The organism is Bradyrhizobium sp. HKCCYLS3013 (genome assembly GCF_051167615.1).
In the GTDB taxonomy this organism is placed as follows: Bacteria; Pseudomonadota; Alphaproteobacteria; order Rhizobiales; family Xanthobacteraceae; genus Bradyrhizobium.
In genome coordinates this window covers 150,855-166,325 of the sequence record NZ_JBNPTK010000011.1, presented here as the reverse complement: position 1 = coordinate 166,325, position 15,471 = coordinate 150,855, and the positions used below count along the sequence as shown (strand labels likewise).

The following is a 15,471-nucleotide window of genomic DNA, read 5'->3' as shown; positions in this document are numbered from 1 at the left end:
GAATGGGGACGAAGCGTTCGGGTGGAGGGGTGACCGTTGGTAGCGGGGGAGGGACTCGAACCCCCGACCCCAGGATTATGATTCCCGTGCTCTAACCAGCTGAGCTACCCCGCCACGGTGTTCGATCAAGGCAAGACCGGTTGAAGCGGGCCGCCGGACCTTGTGAACGGGCGGCATATAAGGAGGCGTCTCCGCCCCTGTCAAGCAAAGCTCGCGGGCAGCAGCGGTTTTCGCACGAGGGGATTTCCGGACGACTCTCCAAGGCCTTGCGCATGTATCCGCCGCTCGTCGAGGGTCACACGCCGACGTGTGCGACCAACAGCAGCTGCTCGGCAATGCGGATCACAAGAGGCTCACTTCGGCTGTACGTTCGGATTGCCGCCGGGGCTGCCGGGCGGCGGGATCACCGGGGTCGTGCCGCCCTCCGGGGTCGGCGCGTGCATCTCCGGATCGACCCCGCTCGGCGGACACAACACGCCGTTGGTCTTCGCCAGCTTGTCGCCGAGCAGCTCGCCGGCGCGGCCGGTGGTGATGCCGTCAGGCGTCGCCGTCGCGCGGGCATTCGGCGCACAAGCGGCATTCGCGTTGGGGGCCGGCGCCGTTGCCTGCGGCGGCGTGGCCGGCGTCGGCGGCGCCTGGGCGCGGGCCGCAGCCGCGGCCGAGACCAGTGCGAACGAGAGGAACAAGGTTTGCCTGATGCTCATGGCGGGGCAACGCAAACCGCGCGTTCGCGTTCCGCGCGGATGGCCTGGCAAAGCGCACGGCCAGGGTATCCGGTGATCAGCCCTTGCGGTAGCGAATGAGCGAGAAGTGTCCGAGCGGCGGCATCGGCCGGCGCTCGGCCAAGGTGACGCCGCCATGCTTTGCAGCCCAGTTCACCAGCCGGGCCCAGGGGAACTCCGGCCGCCAGCCGAGTCGGCGCGCGATCGGCGCGAAGGCGAGCTCGAAGATGCGGCGCGGGCCGCTCTCGGCGCCGATATGGTTGACCAGGATCAGCTCGCCGCCCGGCTTCAGCACGCGGATGAAATCATCGAGCGTCGCTTCGGGATCCGGCACCGCAGTGATGACGTATTGCGCGACCACCGCGTCGAAGAAATTGTCGGGGAACGCGAGATGCTTGGCATCCATCACCGCGAGCGTCTCGACATTGAAGAGCTTCAGCTCGCGCACGCGGGCCTGCGCCCGCCGCAGCATCGGCTCGGAGATATCGACGCCGCAGATCCTCGTGGTCCGGGCGTAGTCCGACAAAGACAGACCGGTGCCGACGCCGACGTCGAGAATGCGGCCGCCGATGCGATCGGCTTCCGCGATGGTCGATTGGCGGCCCTGATCGAAGACCTTGCCGAACACCAGATCGTAGATCGGCGCCCAGCGCTCATAGGCCTTTTCGACCCCCGCGCGGTCGATGTCCCCCATGCCCCTGCCCTGAATGATGGATGCTGATCAGCCGCGGACCGGCTCGGCCACGCGCTGCGGCCTGATCGCGTTGCCGCCCAAGCTGCTGCTTTCCGCAACAGCGCTCTGGATGAAGCCGCCACCGAGCACGCGGGCGCGGCCGGACGCGGCATCGTAGAACACGCAGGCCTGGCCCGGCGAGACGCCCTCTTCACCGGCAACGAGCTCGACCTCGTAACGGCCGTCCGCACCGCGCAGCCAGGCCGGCTGCGGCGGCCGCGTCGAGCGCACCCGCACGAACAATTCGAGGCCCTCGCGCGCGGCCGCGTCGAGCGCGCCATCACCGATCCAGTTGACCTCGCGGAGCGTGATGCGATGCGTGCGCAGCGCCTCGCGCGGGCCGACCACGACGCGGCGGGTGGCGACGTCCAGCTTGACGACGTAGAGCGGCGCGCCGGCAGCGATGCCGAGGCCCTTGCGCTGGCCGATCGTGTAGTTGGCGATGCCGTGATGCGCGCCGAGCACGCGGCCGCTGAGATCGACGATCTCGCCCGGCTCCATCGCGTTCGGGCGCAGCTTGCCGATGATGTCGGTGTAGCGGCCGGTCGGCACGAAGCAGATGTCCTGGCTGTCGTGCTTGTCGGCGACCTCCAGGCCGAAGCGGCGCGCGAGCTCGCGCACCTCCGGCTTGGTCATGTCGCCGAGCGGAAAGCGCAGGTAATCGAGCTGCTCGCGCGTGGTCGCGAACAGGAAGTAGCTCTGGTCGCGATCGCTGTCCGCCGCGCAGATGAGCGCGCGCGATCCGTCCGCCAGCCGCCGCGAGGCGACGTAATGGCCGGTGGCGAGCACGGAGGCGCCGAGCTCGCGCGCGGTCTTCAGGAGATCGCCGAACTTGATCGCGCGGTTGCACTCGATGCACGGCACCGGCGTCTCGCCCGAAGCGTAGCTGGCGGCGAAATTGTCGATCACCGACTCGCGGAAGCGATCTTCGTAGTCCAGCACGTAATGCGGGATGCCGAGGCGCTCGGCAACGTTGCGGGCATCGTGGATGTCCTGGCCGGCGCAGCACGCGCCCTTGCGGTGCGTCGCCGCGCCGTGATCGTAGAGCTGCAGAGTGATGCCGACGACGTCGTAGCCTTCCGACTTCAACAGCGCGGCCGTCACCGAGGAGTCCACGCCGCCGGACATGGCGACGACGACCCTGGTGTCTTCGGGACGGCCTTCGAGATCGAGACTGTTGAGCATGATCCGGTCACTGCGATCGCGGCGTCAGGCAACGGGTTCCCGGCGCGGGAACGCCTCGCATGCGCCGTCTTTGCGGATGGCTTGCTTCGGGCGATCTCCGGACAGGATGTCCTGATCGGAAACAACACGAAAGCATCTGTCTCTAATATAGGCGCACTTCCTGCGAAGCAATTGCGCCGGTCGCAGATGCCGGCGGCAAATCTTGCCGGCCGGGCAGAAATGGCGAGGACGAGGGCTGCGGCCCGCGCCCCGATTGATTCCATAAGAACCTGAATTTGTTGGCGATTTTCTGCAACCCCGGCTTGGCCCGCTCCTTGCTGAACTGCTTGGTCGAGTTCATCGCGAGAGGGTCCAAGGTGTTCAGCGTCACGTCAGACATCCAGGCAGGCACGGTTCTCAAGACCACGGCGCCGAGACAGTCCCGTCAGGACGCTCCGCAGCCGTCCGACAGCTTCTCGGCGCTGGTCGACGCCGCGACTCCGGATCCGTCGACAGCGTCGCCGCCCACCTCCGCGTCGCCGCGCGCCGCCAGCGCTTCCACCCCGAGCCGCGAGCCGGCGCGGGCCGGCGACGCCGATCGCACCACCCAGGCCAGGTCGCAGGACAAGCCGGCGGACAAGGCCGACGGCAGCACCGCGCGCGCCGACGACAGCGGTTCGGATACCCCGGGCGACGCGAGCGCCGGCACGTCGACCAAAACCGATGCGGCCGGGACCGCCGACAGCAAGACCAGCGACGGCAAGACGGGCGACAAGAAGGACGGCGATCAGGCCGGCACGGATGCGAGCGCCGCGACGACCGCTGTAGCCGGGCCGACCGTGGCCGTGCCGACGCCGGTCGCCGTCGCCATCCAGCCCGAGATCACCCTCGCCAACCCCGCCACCGGCGATGGCACGGCGGACGGCGACGGCAAAACCAATGCGCCCGGTGCGGCCGCTCCCGTCGGAGTGCCCGGTGTTGGCCCGCAGGGCTCGGTCGATGCCGCGGCGGGCCTGCTGGCGGCCGCAGCCAAATCCACCGGGGCGGCCAAGGATGCCGACGGAGCCGGATCCACCGCGACGACGCCGGAGACGGCAGCGGCGGCCTCCGGCGACGCTGCCGCATCTGCCGATCAGAGCTTCACCGCCGCGCTCGATGCGGCGGTTCCCGGCAGCACCAAGACGACGGGCAAGCCGGGCACCCAGACCAAGACGGGGCTCGCCGACGGCGCAGCCGGCAAGGTCACCGAAACTGGCAATGGCAACGTCCAGTCCACTCAGCAGCCGGGCCATGGCGCGCTCGCGCAACAGCCCGCTGTTGCAGCCAAGCCGGACTCCGTCGAGGCCGGCGATGGGAAGGCGAATGGCAACGTGCAGGCACCGGCCTCACATGATCGCAACGCCGCGCCGACGACCAGCCAGACCAACGGGCCGGCGCCGGATCCGAGTGCACAGGCCACGGCCGCGTTGCAGCCCCAGCTGTCGACGCCGGCCGCATCGACCAGCCAGATCACCTCGGCCAACCTGACCGCGACAGCCGCCACGGCGGCCGCTGTGCCGCTTCATGGGCTTGCCGTCGAGATCGCAGCCTCCGCGCTCAACGGCAAGAGCCGCTTCGAGATCCGACTGGATCCGGCCGAGCTCGGCCGCATCGACGTCCGCATCGACGTCGACCGCAACGGCCAGGTGACCTCGCATCTGCGGGTCGAGAAGCCGGAGACGCTGGCGATGCTGCAGCAGACGGCGCCGCAGCTCCAGCAGGCGCTGCAGGACGCCGGCCTCAAGAGCAACAACAGCGGATTGCAGTTCTCGCTGCGCGACCAGAACTCGTCCGGCCAGAATGGCGGCGATTATCAACAGAATGGCAACGCACAACGCCTGATCGTGACCGAGGACGAAAACGTCCCGGTCCAGCTCGCCGGACGGTCCTATGGACGGATGTTCGGCGCGCAAGGCGGCGTGGATATCAGGGTTTAACAGGAGGCTTCCATGGCAATCGGCGACGCGATCACGGCACCCCCGCCGGTCTCGGGCACGACCAACACCAATTCGTCAACCGGCAACAGCAGCCTCGGCTCGAGCGCAGGCTCGACCATTGCCGGCAATTTCCAGACCTTCCTGACGCTGCTGACGACGCAGTTGCAGAACCAGAATCCGTTGGATCCGCTGGACACCAACCAGTTCACCCAGCAGCTCGTGCAGTTCGCCGGCGTCGAGCAGCAGCTCAAGACCAACGACCAGCTCGCATCGCTGCTCACGATGCAGCAGACGACGCAGGCGACCCAGGCGCTCGCCTTCGTCGGCAAGACAGCGGTGGTGAACGGCTCGACGACGACCATGACCAACGGGCAAGCGAGCTGGGATCTCAGCATTCCGAAGGACAGCAACCTGACGGTGAGCATCACCAACAGCGTCGGCCAGACCGTCTTCAGCGGCAAATATTCGGCGAGCGCCGGCGACAACCAGACCTATAATTGGAACGGCCAGGGCAATGACGGCACCCAATGGCCGGACGGGCAATACAAGATCACGGTGGTCGGCACCGATGCAACGAACGGTTCGCCGGTGGCCATCTCGACCCAGGTCAAGGGCACCGTATCCTCAGTCGACCTGACCCAGCAGCCGCCGCTGCTGTCGATCGGCGGCCAGACCTATACGGTGAACCAGATCCAGCGGATCGTGAGCTAGCTCCCGCCCCGTCTGAACCGATCCCGGCTGAGCTCGAACAAGCTCAGCCGCCGCGGCGACATGTCAGCGTAAGCGCCGGAAATTCTTAACCAATCATTTACCACGATTCCGCTCCCGGGGCGCAGCGCCACCGGAAGTGGCGGCGTTCGCGCATAGCGCCGGATTCGCGCCCTTCGCTTAGGCAAATTTTAAGCGAGGCGGCGTAGGGTCTTACCGTGAGTTCAGTGGTTAAGAGTTTGTGAGTACGCCATGACAGAACCCCATCGCCCGAGGGTGAAATACGTCATCGGGCCTGACGGCAGCCCGCTCACCATCGCGGATTTGCCTGCGCCAGGCACCAAGAGGTGGGTCATTCGCCGGAAGGCTGAAGTCGTTGCCGCCGTTCGCGGCGGCTTGCTGTCCCTCGAGGAAGCGTGCAGCCGCTACACCCTGACCGTCGACGAATTCCTGTCGTGGCAGTTCTCGATCGACCAGCATGGTCTCGCCGGCCTGCGCACCACCCGAATTCAGCAATATCGCCAATAAGACGTTACCGACGCGACGGGATTTGTTCGAAAATCGGCTTGGCCCCGCCAAGCCGATTTTTTGCATGTCTACACTTTGTTAGGACCCTTTAACCATCGTTAACCATATCGAAACCTTCCCATAGGCAATAATTGCCCAGCGGTTCGATCCAACCTCCGCGCCCCCTCTGCGACTGGCGGACGTGGCGGCTGACATCGGATCGCCACCTGGAATGCGGGTGCTGGTGAAGGTTAAGGATTGAATTTCGCGATCTATGCAACCGGCCGTAAAGGCCCGCGAAGCTCACATCGCCTTTCAGCGGCCACCCGTCGAATGCCGAACTATGGGGCAGTTGCTTGCAAGGTCTCTTGGACTTCCTGAAGGGTTTGGGCGCCGCGCGGCTCACCGCCATGATCGCGGTGACCGCTGCTTTGATCGGCTTCTTCGGCTTCGTCATCATGCGCGTGACCGCGCCGCAGATGACCACCCTCTTCACCGACCTGACGATGGAAGACTCCTCCAGCATCATCAAGGATCTGGAGCGGCAGGGCATTCCCTTCGAGATGCGCAATGAAGGCAGCGTCATCCTGGTGCCCAAGGACAAGGTGACCCGGCTGCGCATGAAGCTCGCCGAGGGCGGCCTGCCCAAGGGCGGCGGCGTCGGCTACGAGATCTTCGACAAGTCGGACGCGCTGGGCACCACGAGCTTCGTCCAGAACATCAACCATCTCCGCGCGCTCGAAGGCGAGCTTGCCCGCACCATCCGCGCCATCGACCGTGTCCAGGCCGCGCGCGTCCATCTCGTCCTGCCCGAGCGGCCGCTGTTCTCGCGCGAGACCCCGGAGCCGTCCGCCTCGATCGTCGTGCGCGTGCGCGGCACCCTCGAGCCGGCGCAGATCCGCGCCATCCGCCACCTCGTCGCCTCCGCCGTCAACGGCCTGAAGCCGCAGCGGGTGTCGATCGTCGACGAGGCCGGACAGTTGCTCGCCGACGGCACCCAGACCGACATCGACCAGCAGGTCGGCGACGAGCGTCGCAACGCCTTCGAGAAGCGGATGCGCAAGCAGGTCGAGGACATCGTCTCCTCGGTGGTCGGAGCGGGCCGCGCCCGCGTCCAGCTTTCCGCCGATTTCGACTACAACCGCATCACCCAGACCTCCGACCGCTACGATCCGGAAGGCCGCGTGCTGCGCTCGAGCCAGACCCGCGAAGAGCAGTCGGCGACCAACGAGAACAACGGCCAGGTCACGGTCAACAACGAGCTGCCGGGCAACCAGCAGAACCAGCCGCCGCAACAGCCGCGGGACCAGAGCAAGAAGACCGAAGAGACCAACAATTACGAGATTTCCCGCACCACCAAGACGGAGGTCACCGAGGCCGGACGGGTCAACCGCATCTCGGTCGCGGTTCTGGTCGACGGCGCCTATTCCAAGAACGAAAAGGGCGAGCTGGTCTATCAGGAGCGCAGCAAGGACGAGCTCGACCGCATCGCCGCACTGGTCCGCTCCGCCATCGGCTTCGACCAGAAGCGTGGCGACCAGGTCGAGGTGGTCAACCTGAAATTCGCCGACGCTCCCGCGGTGCCGCAGATCAACGAGCCCACCGGCTTCCTCGGCATGCTCCACTTCACCAAGGATGACGTCATGTACGTCATCGAGCTCGCGGTGATGATGCTGCTCGGCATCGTGGTCGTGTTCATGGTGGTGCGGCCGCTGGTGAAGAAGATCATCGCCACCGAAGAGATCGCCGTCCCGGGCGGCGGCCTGCCGGCGCTCACCGACGAAACCATCCAGGCAGCCGCTCACGCCCAGCAGACCGCCAACATGATCGACGTCGCCCAGGTCCAGGGCCAGGTCCACGCTCAGTCCGTCCACCGGGTGGGCGAGCTGGCCGACCGCAACCCGGGCGAAGCCGCCGCCATCATCCGCCAGTGGCTCGCCGAGCCGCAGAGCTGACCCGATCGACGTGAACCGCCTGAACTGAAAAGAACGTAGACGCCATGTCGCTGCCGCAGACCCAGAACGCCAACGCCAACAACAACGACATTTCCACGGTCATCGCGACCTTGGCGAGCCGCCAGGCGCAGCGCGAGAAGACCGAGCCCTTGAGCGGGCCGCGCCGCGCCGCGGTGATGATGCTCGCCCTCGGCGAGCAGTACGGCGGCAAGATCTGGCAGCAGCTCGATGACGACGAGGTGCGTGAACTGTCGCTGGCGATGTCGACGCTGGGAACCATCGAAGCCGACGTGGTCGAGGACCTGATGCTCGAATTCGTCTCGCGCATGTCAGCCTCCGGCGCGCTGATGGGCAATTTCGACGCCACCGAGCGCCTGCTGCAGCAATACCTGCCGCCGGAACGCGTCAACGGCATCATGGACGAGATCCGCGGCCCCGCCGGCCGCAACATGTGGGAGAAGCTCTCCAACGTCCAGGAAGAGGTGCTCGCCAACTACCTCAAGAACGAATATCCGCAGACCATCGCGGTCGTGCTGTCCAAGCTGAAGCCGGAGCATGCCGCCCGCGTGCTCGCGATCCTGCCCGAGGACATGGCGCTCGACGTCATCGGCCGCATGCTGCGCATGGAAGCGGTGCAGAAGGAGGTCATCGAGCGCGTCGAGCAGACCCTGCGCGTCGAGTTCATGTCCAACCTGTCGCAGACCCGCCGCCGCGACGCTCACGAGGTGATGGCCGAGATCTTCAACAATTTCGACCGCCAGACCGAGACCCGCTTCATCACCTCGCTGGAAGAAGAGAATCGCGAATCCGCCGAGCGCATCAAGGCGCTGATGTTCACCTTCGACGACCTGATCAAGCTCGACTCCGCTTCCGCCCAGACGCTGCTGCGCAACGTCGACAAGGACAAGCTCGGGGTGGCGCTGAAGAGCGCCAACGAGGAGGTGCGCAACTTCTTCTTCGGCAACATGTCCTCCCGCGCCGCCAAGATGCTGCAGGACGACATGGCCGCGATGGGACCGGTGCGCCTGCGCGACGTCGACGAGGCGCAGGCCCTGCTCGTCAACCTCGCCAAGGATCTCGCCGCCAAGGGCGAGATCATGCTCAGCAAGAACCGCGCCGACGACGAACTGGTGTATTGATGGCTCAGCCCGCGAAATTCCTGTTCGATACCGACTTCGCCGCACCGGAGAAGGCGACGCGGGAGCGCGCTGCCGCCACCTCCGCCGAGATCGCACAGAAGGTCGCGGCCGCCGAAGCCGCCGCCTATCGCAATGGCTACGAGGCGGCGCAGCGCGAAGCCAAGGTCGAGGCCGACCGCCGCGTCGCCTCGGCGCTGGAGCAGATCAACATCCAATTGCAGGGCATCTCCGCACGCTTCGAAGGCATCGAGCAGCGGATGGAAACCGAGGCCGTCGATGTCGCGGTCGCCGTCGCCCGCAAGCTATGCGCGGCGCTGGTCGAGGCGGAGCCGCTCGGCGAGATCACCGGACTCGTGCACGACTGCTTCGCGCATCTGGTGGCGACGCCGCACCTCGTGCTGCGCATCAACGACGCGCTGTACGAGCTTGCCCGCGAGAAGATCGAGAAGCTCGCCAAGCAGAGCGGCTTCGAGGGGCGCCTCGTCATCCTCGCCGAGCCGGAGATCGCGACCGGCGACTGCCGTATCGAATGGGCCGATGGCGGGGTCGTGCTGGAGCGCGCTGCGATCGACGCCAAGATCAACGAGCTGGTCGGACGCTACATGGCGTCCAAGAAGAACTAGGCCGCCGTGGTGGCCGAGGGAGTTTAAGTCATGAGCGACAACGAGATCCCGCTTCCCGACCTCAATGCGGCGGACGCGCCTCCGCTGGGCGGCGACGTCGGCTACAATGAAGAAGAGCATGCTGCGCGCATCGCGGCCGACCTCGAGGCGGTGTTCGACGTCCCGGTTCAGGTCTCGGCCGTGCTCGGCCGCTCGAAGATGGATGTCGGCGAGCTGCTGAAGCTCGGGCCCGGCACCGTGCTCGAACTCGACCGCAAGGTCGGCGAAGCCATCGACATCTACGTCAACAACCGGCTCGTGGCACGCGGCGAGGTGGTTCTGGTCGAAGACAAGCTCGGTGTGACGATGACCGAAATCATCAAGTCCGACCGCAACTGACAGACATGACCTGCGTGCCGATCGAGAGCGGCACGACCGAATAGGAGACCAACATGCGGCTTCTCATCGTCGGAACGCTGAAGGGCCAGCTGACGACGGCCACCAAGATCGCCATGGAGAACGGCGCCACCGTCACCCATGCCGAGGACAACGAGCAGGCGATGCGGGTGCTGCGCGGCGGCAAGGGCGCCGACCTGCTGCTGGTCGACGTCGCGCTCGACATCCGCGACCTGGTGATGCGGCTCGATGCCGAGCACATCCACGTGCCGATCGTGGCCTGCGGCATCACCAGCGATGCCCGCGCCGCGGTCGCCGCCATCCATGCCGGCGCCAAGGAATACATTCCGCTGCCGCCGGATCCTGAGCTGATCGCGGCGGTGCTCGCCGCTGTCGCCAATGACAGCCGCGATCTGGTCTATCGCGACGAGGCGATGGCCAAGGTGATCAAGCTCGCCCAGCAGATCGCCGGCTCCGACGCCTCGGTGATGATCACCGGCGAATCCGGCACCGGCAAGGAGGTGCTGGCGCGCTACGTCCACACCCGCTCGGCCCGCGCCAAGCGTCCTTTCATCTCGATCAACTGCGCCGCAATCCCTGAGCACCTGCTGGAGTCCGAGCTGTTCGGCCACGAGAAGGGTGCCTTCACCGGTGCCGTCGCCCGCCGCATCGGCAAGTTCGAGGAGGCCAATGGCGGCACGCTCCTGCTGGACGAAATCTCGGAGATGGACGTGCGGCTGCAGTCGAAGCTGTTGCGCGCGATCCAGGAGCGCGTGATCGACCGCGTCGGCGGCACCCGTCCCGTCCCTGTCGACATCCGCATCATCGCGACCTCCAACCGCAACCTGGCCGACGCCGTGCGCGAGGGCACGTTCCGCGAGGACCTGCTGTTCCGGCTCAACGTCGTCAACCTCAAGATCCCGCCGCTGCGCGAGCGCCCCGCCGACATTCTCGAACTGGCGCAGCATTTCGCGCGCAAATATTCCGAGGCCAATGCCGTTCCGCTGCGGCCGATCTCGGCGGAGGCCAAGCGCATCCTCACCACCAACCGCTGGCCGGGCAACGTGCGCGAGCTGGAGAACACGATGCATCGCGCGGTGCTGATGGCACAGGGCGACGAGATCGGGCCGGATGCCATCCTCACGCCCGACGGCGCCCGCCTCGACATCGGCAAGACCCAACCCGCCGTCGCGCATGCTACGATGGCGGCGGAACAGGTCACGCGCGCCCTGGTCGGCCGCACGGTCGCCGATGTCGAACGTGACCTGATCCTGGAGACCCTGAAGCACTGCCTGGGCAATCGGACACATGCGGCCAATATCTTGGGCATCTCGATCCGCACGTTGCGCAACAAGCTCAACGAATATGCCGACGGCGGCGTGCCGATCCCGCCGCCGGGCTCCGGCGACACGCCGCGCATGCCGAGCCCCGTATAATCTGCCCATCCGGATCGTTCTCGGCGGCGCGCTGGCCCTCGGCGCGCCGCTTGCCGTTTCGCCGGCCGGTGCCGCAACGCGCGGCGTGCTGTCAGGCTGCTGGGAGCAGACGTCGCACGCACCGCTCGTCACCCCATCGTCGGGTCAGGAATGGGGCGTCCGGAGCTGGTGCTTCGCAGGAAAAGGCAAGCTGATCTCGCGAACGATCGCCTGTGGCAGGGAGGGCTGCGACGGCTGGGACAATGAACGCAGCTATCGCTGGCGGCCGCCCACGCTGTCGCTATCCGACGTCGAGACGTCGCCGGATGGCGGACACATCAAAGTGTGGCGCCGCTGCCGCGTGCAGTTTCTGACCAACGATTGGATGCAGCTACAGGACTGTGAACAGTCCGCGGATCCGTGGGTTCGCGAGAATACGCCGGCGCGGCGTCGCCGGGCACAGCCTCACGAATAGTTCGGCGCCTCGGGATTGCGGAAGATGTGAATGGGATCGCCGGGCGTGAACTCGCGCTGCGTCAGGACCGCGTACGCATACAGCGCGAGATAGAGGATGGCGACCGTGCCGATCGCATACAGAGCCCAGGTTCCGATCCGTTTCATGATTTCCGCTGCTGACGCCGACAGCGGCTTTTAAGGCGTCCGCAGGAAAGTTGCCAGCTCGCCCCGGGAGCGTCGGAACGTTACGGCGTCAGCCGCGGATCCGGGACGCTGAAGGCCGCGAGCCGACCGTGACCGTCGTCGCGATCAACCCCGACATAGCTGCCATGCCAATACGCCAGGGCCGCCGACTGCGGCGCCACATCGATATGGACCACTCTGCCGATCACGATGGCATGGGAGTGCCGCTCGATGATCTCCTCGACCTCGCAATCCAGCGTCGCGAGCGCTCCGACGAGGAGCGGCACACCGGTGACCCGTTTGCGCCACTCCGCCCCTGCGAAACGTTCGACGCCGCGCAAGCCACCCTTACCCGCAAACCGTTCGGCCACGCCGATCTGATCCGCCGCCAGCAGATTGGCGCCAAAAACGCCCTCCCGCTGCAGAATTGGCCAGGACGAGGCGTTGCGGTTGAGGCTGACGATGATGGAGGGAGGCTCGACCGCAAGTGACGACAGCGAGCTCACCGTCATGCCGGTGACCTCATCGCCGCGTCCGACCGTGATGACGCTGACGCCTCCGACCAGTTGGCGCATCGCAGAGCGAAAATCCGGCTGGAGCGCCGTGGCATCAGGCATGTGACGGACGATGGAGTTCATTGCGTTGACCTTTCCTACCCCGTCGTGCCCGGTCCAAGCAACTGGCCCAGGATCGAGCCTTCCAGCGCCGCAAGCTCGGCAGAGCCGCGCTGGCGCGAGCGCGGCAGATCGACGCTGATGTCCTCGGCGATCCGGCCGCTCTCGATGACGAGGACGCGATCAGCGAGGGCCACGGCTTCCGCAACGTCATGGGTGACCAGGATTGCGGTGAAGGTTTGATCGGCCCAGACCCGCTCCAGCAGCCGCTGCATCGCGATCCGCGTCAGCGCGTCCAGCGCGCCGAGCGGCTCGTCGAACGCCAGCAGGCGCGGACCGCTGACCAGCGCGCGCGCCAGCGCGACGCGCTGCTTCTGGCCGCCGGACAGCACCGCCGGCCATTGGTCGCGCTTGTCGGCGAGACCCACCTCGTCGAGCGCCCGCCGCGCCCGCTCATGCGCGCCGGCGGCCTTGCGCTCGCGGCCGAGCCCGACCTCGACATTGGCGAGCACCCGCGCCCATGGCAGCAGCCGCGGTTCCTGGAACATGACGCGGACGTCCTCGGGCCGCGCGGCCGCTTCGCCGAAGCTGATCGTGCCCGACGTCGGCTTGTCGAGGCCGGCAATCAGCCGCAGCAGCGTGCTCTTGCCGCAGCCGCTCTGGCCGACGACGGCGACGAACTGGCCGGCCGCGATCTCCAGGTCGATGCCGCGCAGCACCTCGTTGTCGCCGAACGCCTTGCGGAGATCGCGGATCACGAGCGGCAGGCCGCGTGTCTCGGGTTGGGCCGGACTCACGCTGTGCTTCCTCACGGGGCGGAAAGCCTCAGCATGCCCGATCACATCGGGGCCGTCGATCGCCTCCACACCGGAGACGGGAATTCGGAGCGCTTGCTGCATTTCCAGAACCTCAATGCTTGCTGAAGGCCGGATGCCAGGACAGCGTCAGCCGCTCCAGCACCCGCGAGGCGCTGTCGGCGACCTTGCCCAGCAGGGCGTAGATCAGGATGGAGAGCACGACGACATCGATCTGCATGAACTCGCGCGCCTGCATCGCCATGTAGCCGAGGCCCGAGGACGCCGCGATCGTCTCGGCGACGATCAGGGTGAGCCACATGATGCCGAGCGCGAAGCGCAGGCCGACGAAGATCGACGGCAGTGCGCCGGGGAAGATCACCCGGCGAAACAGCTCGCGGTCGGACATGCCGTAGACGCGGCCCATTTCAATGAGTTGCGGATCGACCGTGCGAATCCCGTGCAGCGTATTCAGGTAGACCGGAAAGAACACGCCGAGCGCCACCAGAAACAGCTTGGCGCTCTCGTCGATGCCGAACCACAGGATGACCAGCGGGATCAGCGCCAGATGCGGCACGTTGCGGATCATCTGCAGAGTGGTGTCGGTCAGCTTCGCCGACAGTTGCGACAGGCCGTTGGCCAGACCGAAGGCGAAGCCGATGCCGCCGCCGATCAAAAAACCGATCGAGGCGCGCCAGAAGCTGACCCAGATGTTGCGGCCGAGCTCGCCCGACCACAGCAGCTTCCAGCCGGCGCGCGCCACGTCGCTCGGCGCCGGCAGCACGCGTGGCGAGACCAGGCCGGCGGCCGAGGCCGCCTGCCAGATCAGGATGATCGCGAGCGGCACCAGCCAGGGGATCAGCCCATCCGCGCGCGGCACCGCCAGCCTGCGGACCTTGGGAACACTTTCGATCAGACTCATGATTGCGAGGCCCTCTGCAACGGACGGTGCTCGTTGGCGATGGTCTCGCCGAACGGGCCGGTATTGGTGCGGAGCCTGGTGACGTTGCCCGTCCGCTCCGACACATTCAAGCCAAGCTTGGGAAACACCAGCTCGGCGAAGCGGTAGGCTTCCTCGAGATGCGGATAGCCCGAGAGGATGAAGGTATCGATGCCGAGATCCTGGTACTCGCGGATGCGCGCCGCCACCGTGTCGGGATCGCCGACCAGCGCCGTGCCGGCGCCGCCGCGGACCAGGCCGACGCCGGCCCACAGGTTCGGGCTGATCTCGAGCTTGTCGCGTCGGCCGCCGTGAAGCTGCGACATCCGCTGCTGCCCGACCGAATCCATGCGGGCAAAAATCTTCTGCGCCGAGGCGATGGTGTCGTCGGTGACGTGCTTGATCAGGTCGTCGGCGGCCGCCCACGCCTCGTCATTGGTCTCGCGCACGATCACATGCAAGCGGATGCCGAACGACAGCTTGCGGCCGCGACTGTCGGCGACGGCCTTCACCTTGGCGATCTTGGCCGCGACATCGGCCGGCGGCTCGCCCCAGGTGAGATACTTCTCGACGGTGTCTACCGCGACGTCGATGCCGGCATCCGACGAGCCGCCGAAGAACAGCGGCGGCCGCGGCGACTGCACCGGCGGGAACAGCAGCCGGCCGTCCTCCACCGTGATATGCTTGCCGCTGAAGTTGACCGCCTCGCCTTCGAGCAGCGCGTTGTAGACGGTCAGGAATTCGCGCGTGACCTCGTAGCGCTCCTCATGCGACAGGAAGATGCCGTCGCCTTTGTTCTCGACCGGATCGCCGCCGGTGACGACGTTGACCAGCAGCCGGCCGTTGCTGACGCGGTCGAGCGTCGCGGTCATGCGCGCGGCCACCGCCGGCGATTGCAGGCCGGGCCGCACCGCGACGAGATAGCGCAGCCGCTCGGTGAACGGCGCCACCGCCGAGGCCACGATCCAGGAATCCTCGCAGCTCCGTCCTGTCGGGATCAGCACGCCGTAATAGCCGAGCTGATCGGCGGCCTGCGCGACCTGGCGCAGATAGTTGAAGTTGACCTCGCGGCCGCCCTGCGAGGTGCCGAGATAGCGGCCGTCGCCATGGGTCGGCAGGAACCACAGCACGTTGGGCTTCGAAGCGTTACTCATGTCAGTCTCTTTC

Annotated in this window: 17 protein-coding genes and 1 tRNA gene; 8 read left to right on the top strand and 10 right to left on the bottom strand. The window is 66.7% G+C overall.

Translation table 11 applies throughout. From position 1 onward, the window contains the following. Nucleotides 1-37: 37 nt before the first annotated feature. The 5 genes from ACQR1F_RS20640 to ACQR1F_RS20620 form a co-directional block, all read right to left on the bottom strand. Nucleotides 38-114, bottom strand: a tRNA-Met gene (locus ACQR1F_RS20640). A 239-nt stretch (nucleotides 115-353) separates the two neighbouring features. Then, on the bottom strand, nucleotides 354-704 hold the full coding sequence (locus ACQR1F_RS20635; RefSeq protein ID WP_316237562.1) for a hypothetical protein: 351 nt from the start codon (nucleotides 702-704) through the stop codon (nucleotides 354-356). Between the two features lie 76 nt (nucleotides 705-780). Then, entirely contained in the window at nucleotides 781-1,416 is a 636-nt protein-coding gene (locus tag ACQR1F_RS20630) for a class I SAM-dependent methyltransferase (protein ID WP_315803363.1), read from the bottom strand. A 27-nt stretch (nucleotides 1,417-1,443) separates the two neighbouring features. Beyond that, nucleotides 1,444-2,640: a tRNA 2-thiouridine(34) synthase MnmA gene (gene mnmA / locus ACQR1F_RS20625; protein WP_434894108.1), complete on the bottom strand. Its 1,197-nt coding sequence runs from the start codon at nucleotides 2,638-2,640 to the stop codon at nucleotides 1,444-1,446. A 142-nt stretch (nucleotides 2,641-2,782) separates the two neighbouring features. Next, nucleotides 2,783-3,010, bottom strand: a complete 228-nt coding sequence (locus tag ACQR1F_RS20620) for a hypothetical protein (RefSeq protein ID WP_315803361.1) — start codon at nucleotides 3,008-3,010, stop codon at nucleotides 2,783-2,785. On the opposite strand from ACQR1F_RS20620, the gene ACQR1F_RS20615 reads away from it, so the two are divergent. From ACQR1F_RS20615 to flbD, 8 genes are all read left to right on the top strand, one after another. Further along, the gene (locus ACQR1F_RS20615) at nucleotides 2,997-4,595 is read left to right on the top strand and encodes a flagellar hook-length control protein FliK (RefSeq protein WP_434913735.1); all 1,599 of its coding nucleotides are present in this window, start codon (nucleotides 2,997-2,999) and stop codon (nucleotides 4,593-4,595) included. The genes ACQR1F_RS20620 and ACQR1F_RS20615 overlap by 14 nt on opposite strands. A 12-nt stretch (nucleotides 4,596-4,607) precedes the next feature. Beyond that, nucleotides 4,608-5,306 carry a flagellar hook capping FlgD N-terminal domain-containing protein gene (locus ACQR1F_RS20610; RefSeq protein ID WP_315803359.1) on the top strand — a complete coding sequence of 233 codons (699 nt, stop codon included), beginning with the start codon at nucleotides 4,608-4,610 and terminating at the stop codon, nucleotides 5,304-5,306. Between the two features lie 249 nt (nucleotides 5,307-5,555). Then, nucleotides 5,556-5,831: a DUF1153 domain-containing protein gene (locus ACQR1F_RS20605; RefSeq protein ID WP_002714638.1), complete on the top strand. Its 276-nt coding sequence runs from the start codon at nucleotides 5,556-5,558 to the stop codon at nucleotides 5,829-5,831. 335 nt (nucleotides 5,832-6,166) lie between these two features. Further along, nucleotides 6,167-7,765 (top strand): flagellar basal-body MS-ring/collar protein FliF, encoded by a 1,599-nt coding sequence (gene fliF, locus ACQR1F_RS20600; protein WP_315803358.1) that lies wholly within the window; start codon nucleotides 6,167-6,169, stop codon nucleotides 7,763-7,765. A 44-nt stretch (nucleotides 7,766-7,809) separates the two neighbouring features. Then, nucleotides 7,810-8,904 carry a flagellar motor switch protein FliG gene (fliG, locus tag ACQR1F_RS20595; protein ID WP_315714167.1) on the top strand — a complete coding sequence of 365 codons (1,095 nt, stop codon included), beginning with the start codon at nucleotides 7,810-7,812 and terminating at the stop codon, nucleotides 8,902-8,904. Next, complete coding sequence (locus ACQR1F_RS20590) at nucleotides 8,904-9,527, top strand: FliH/SctL family protein (RefSeq protein WP_315803357.1); 624 nt, start codon at nucleotides 8,904-8,906, stop codon at nucleotides 9,525-9,527. Before fliG ends, ACQR1F_RS20590 begins: the two co-directional genes overlap by 1 nt. A 30-nt stretch (nucleotides 9,528-9,557) precedes the next feature. After that, on the top strand, nucleotides 9,558-9,905 hold the full coding sequence (gene fliN / locus ACQR1F_RS20585; RefSeq protein WP_015669138.1) for a flagellar motor switch protein FliN: 348 nt from the start codon (nucleotides 9,558-9,560) through the stop codon (nucleotides 9,903-9,905). A 53-nt stretch (nucleotides 9,906-9,958) separates the two neighbouring features. Beyond that, on the top strand, nucleotides 9,959-11,338 hold the full coding sequence (gene flbD / locus ACQR1F_RS20580; protein ID WP_315803356.1) for a sigma-54-dependent transcriptional regulator FlbD: 1,380 nt from the start codon (nucleotides 9,959-9,961) through the stop codon (nucleotides 11,336-11,338). A 444-nt stretch (nucleotides 11,339-11,782) separates the two neighbouring features. On the opposite strand, the gene ACQR1F_RS20575 is transcribed toward flbD, so the two are convergent. The 5 genes from ACQR1F_RS20575 to ssuD form a co-directional block, all read right to left on the bottom strand. Beyond that, on the bottom strand, nucleotides 11,783-11,938 hold the full coding sequence (locus ACQR1F_RS20575) for a hypothetical protein (RefSeq protein ID WP_284421132.1): 156 nt from the start codon (nucleotides 11,936-11,938) through the stop codon (nucleotides 11,783-11,785). A gap of 80 nt (nucleotides 11,939-12,018) precedes the next feature. Further along, on the bottom strand, nucleotides 12,019-12,594 hold the full coding sequence (locus tag ACQR1F_RS20570) for a flavin reductase family protein (protein WP_434894110.1): 576 nt from the start codon (nucleotides 12,592-12,594) through the stop codon (nucleotides 12,019-12,021). Nucleotides 12,595-12,608: 14 nt separating this feature from the next. Further along, entirely contained in the window at nucleotides 12,609-13,469 is an 861-nt protein-coding gene (locus tag ACQR1F_RS20565; RefSeq protein ID WP_315803354.1) for an ATP-binding cassette domain-containing protein, read from the bottom strand. A gap of 10 nt (nucleotides 13,470-13,479) precedes the next feature. Further along, complete coding sequence (gene ssuC / locus ACQR1F_RS20560; RefSeq protein WP_316182359.1) at nucleotides 13,480-14,286, bottom strand: aliphatic sulfonate ABC transporter permease SsuC; 807 nt, start codon at nucleotides 14,284-14,286, stop codon at nucleotides 13,480-13,482. Further along, a complete protein-coding gene (gene ssuD, locus ACQR1F_RS20555) occupies nucleotides 14,283-15,458 on the bottom strand; it encodes an FMNH2-dependent alkanesulfonate monooxygenase (protein WP_434881286.1) in 1,176 nt (391 codons plus the stop codon). Before ssuD ends, ssuC begins: the two co-directional genes overlap by 4 nt. Nucleotides 15,459-15,471: the final 13 nt, after the last annotated feature.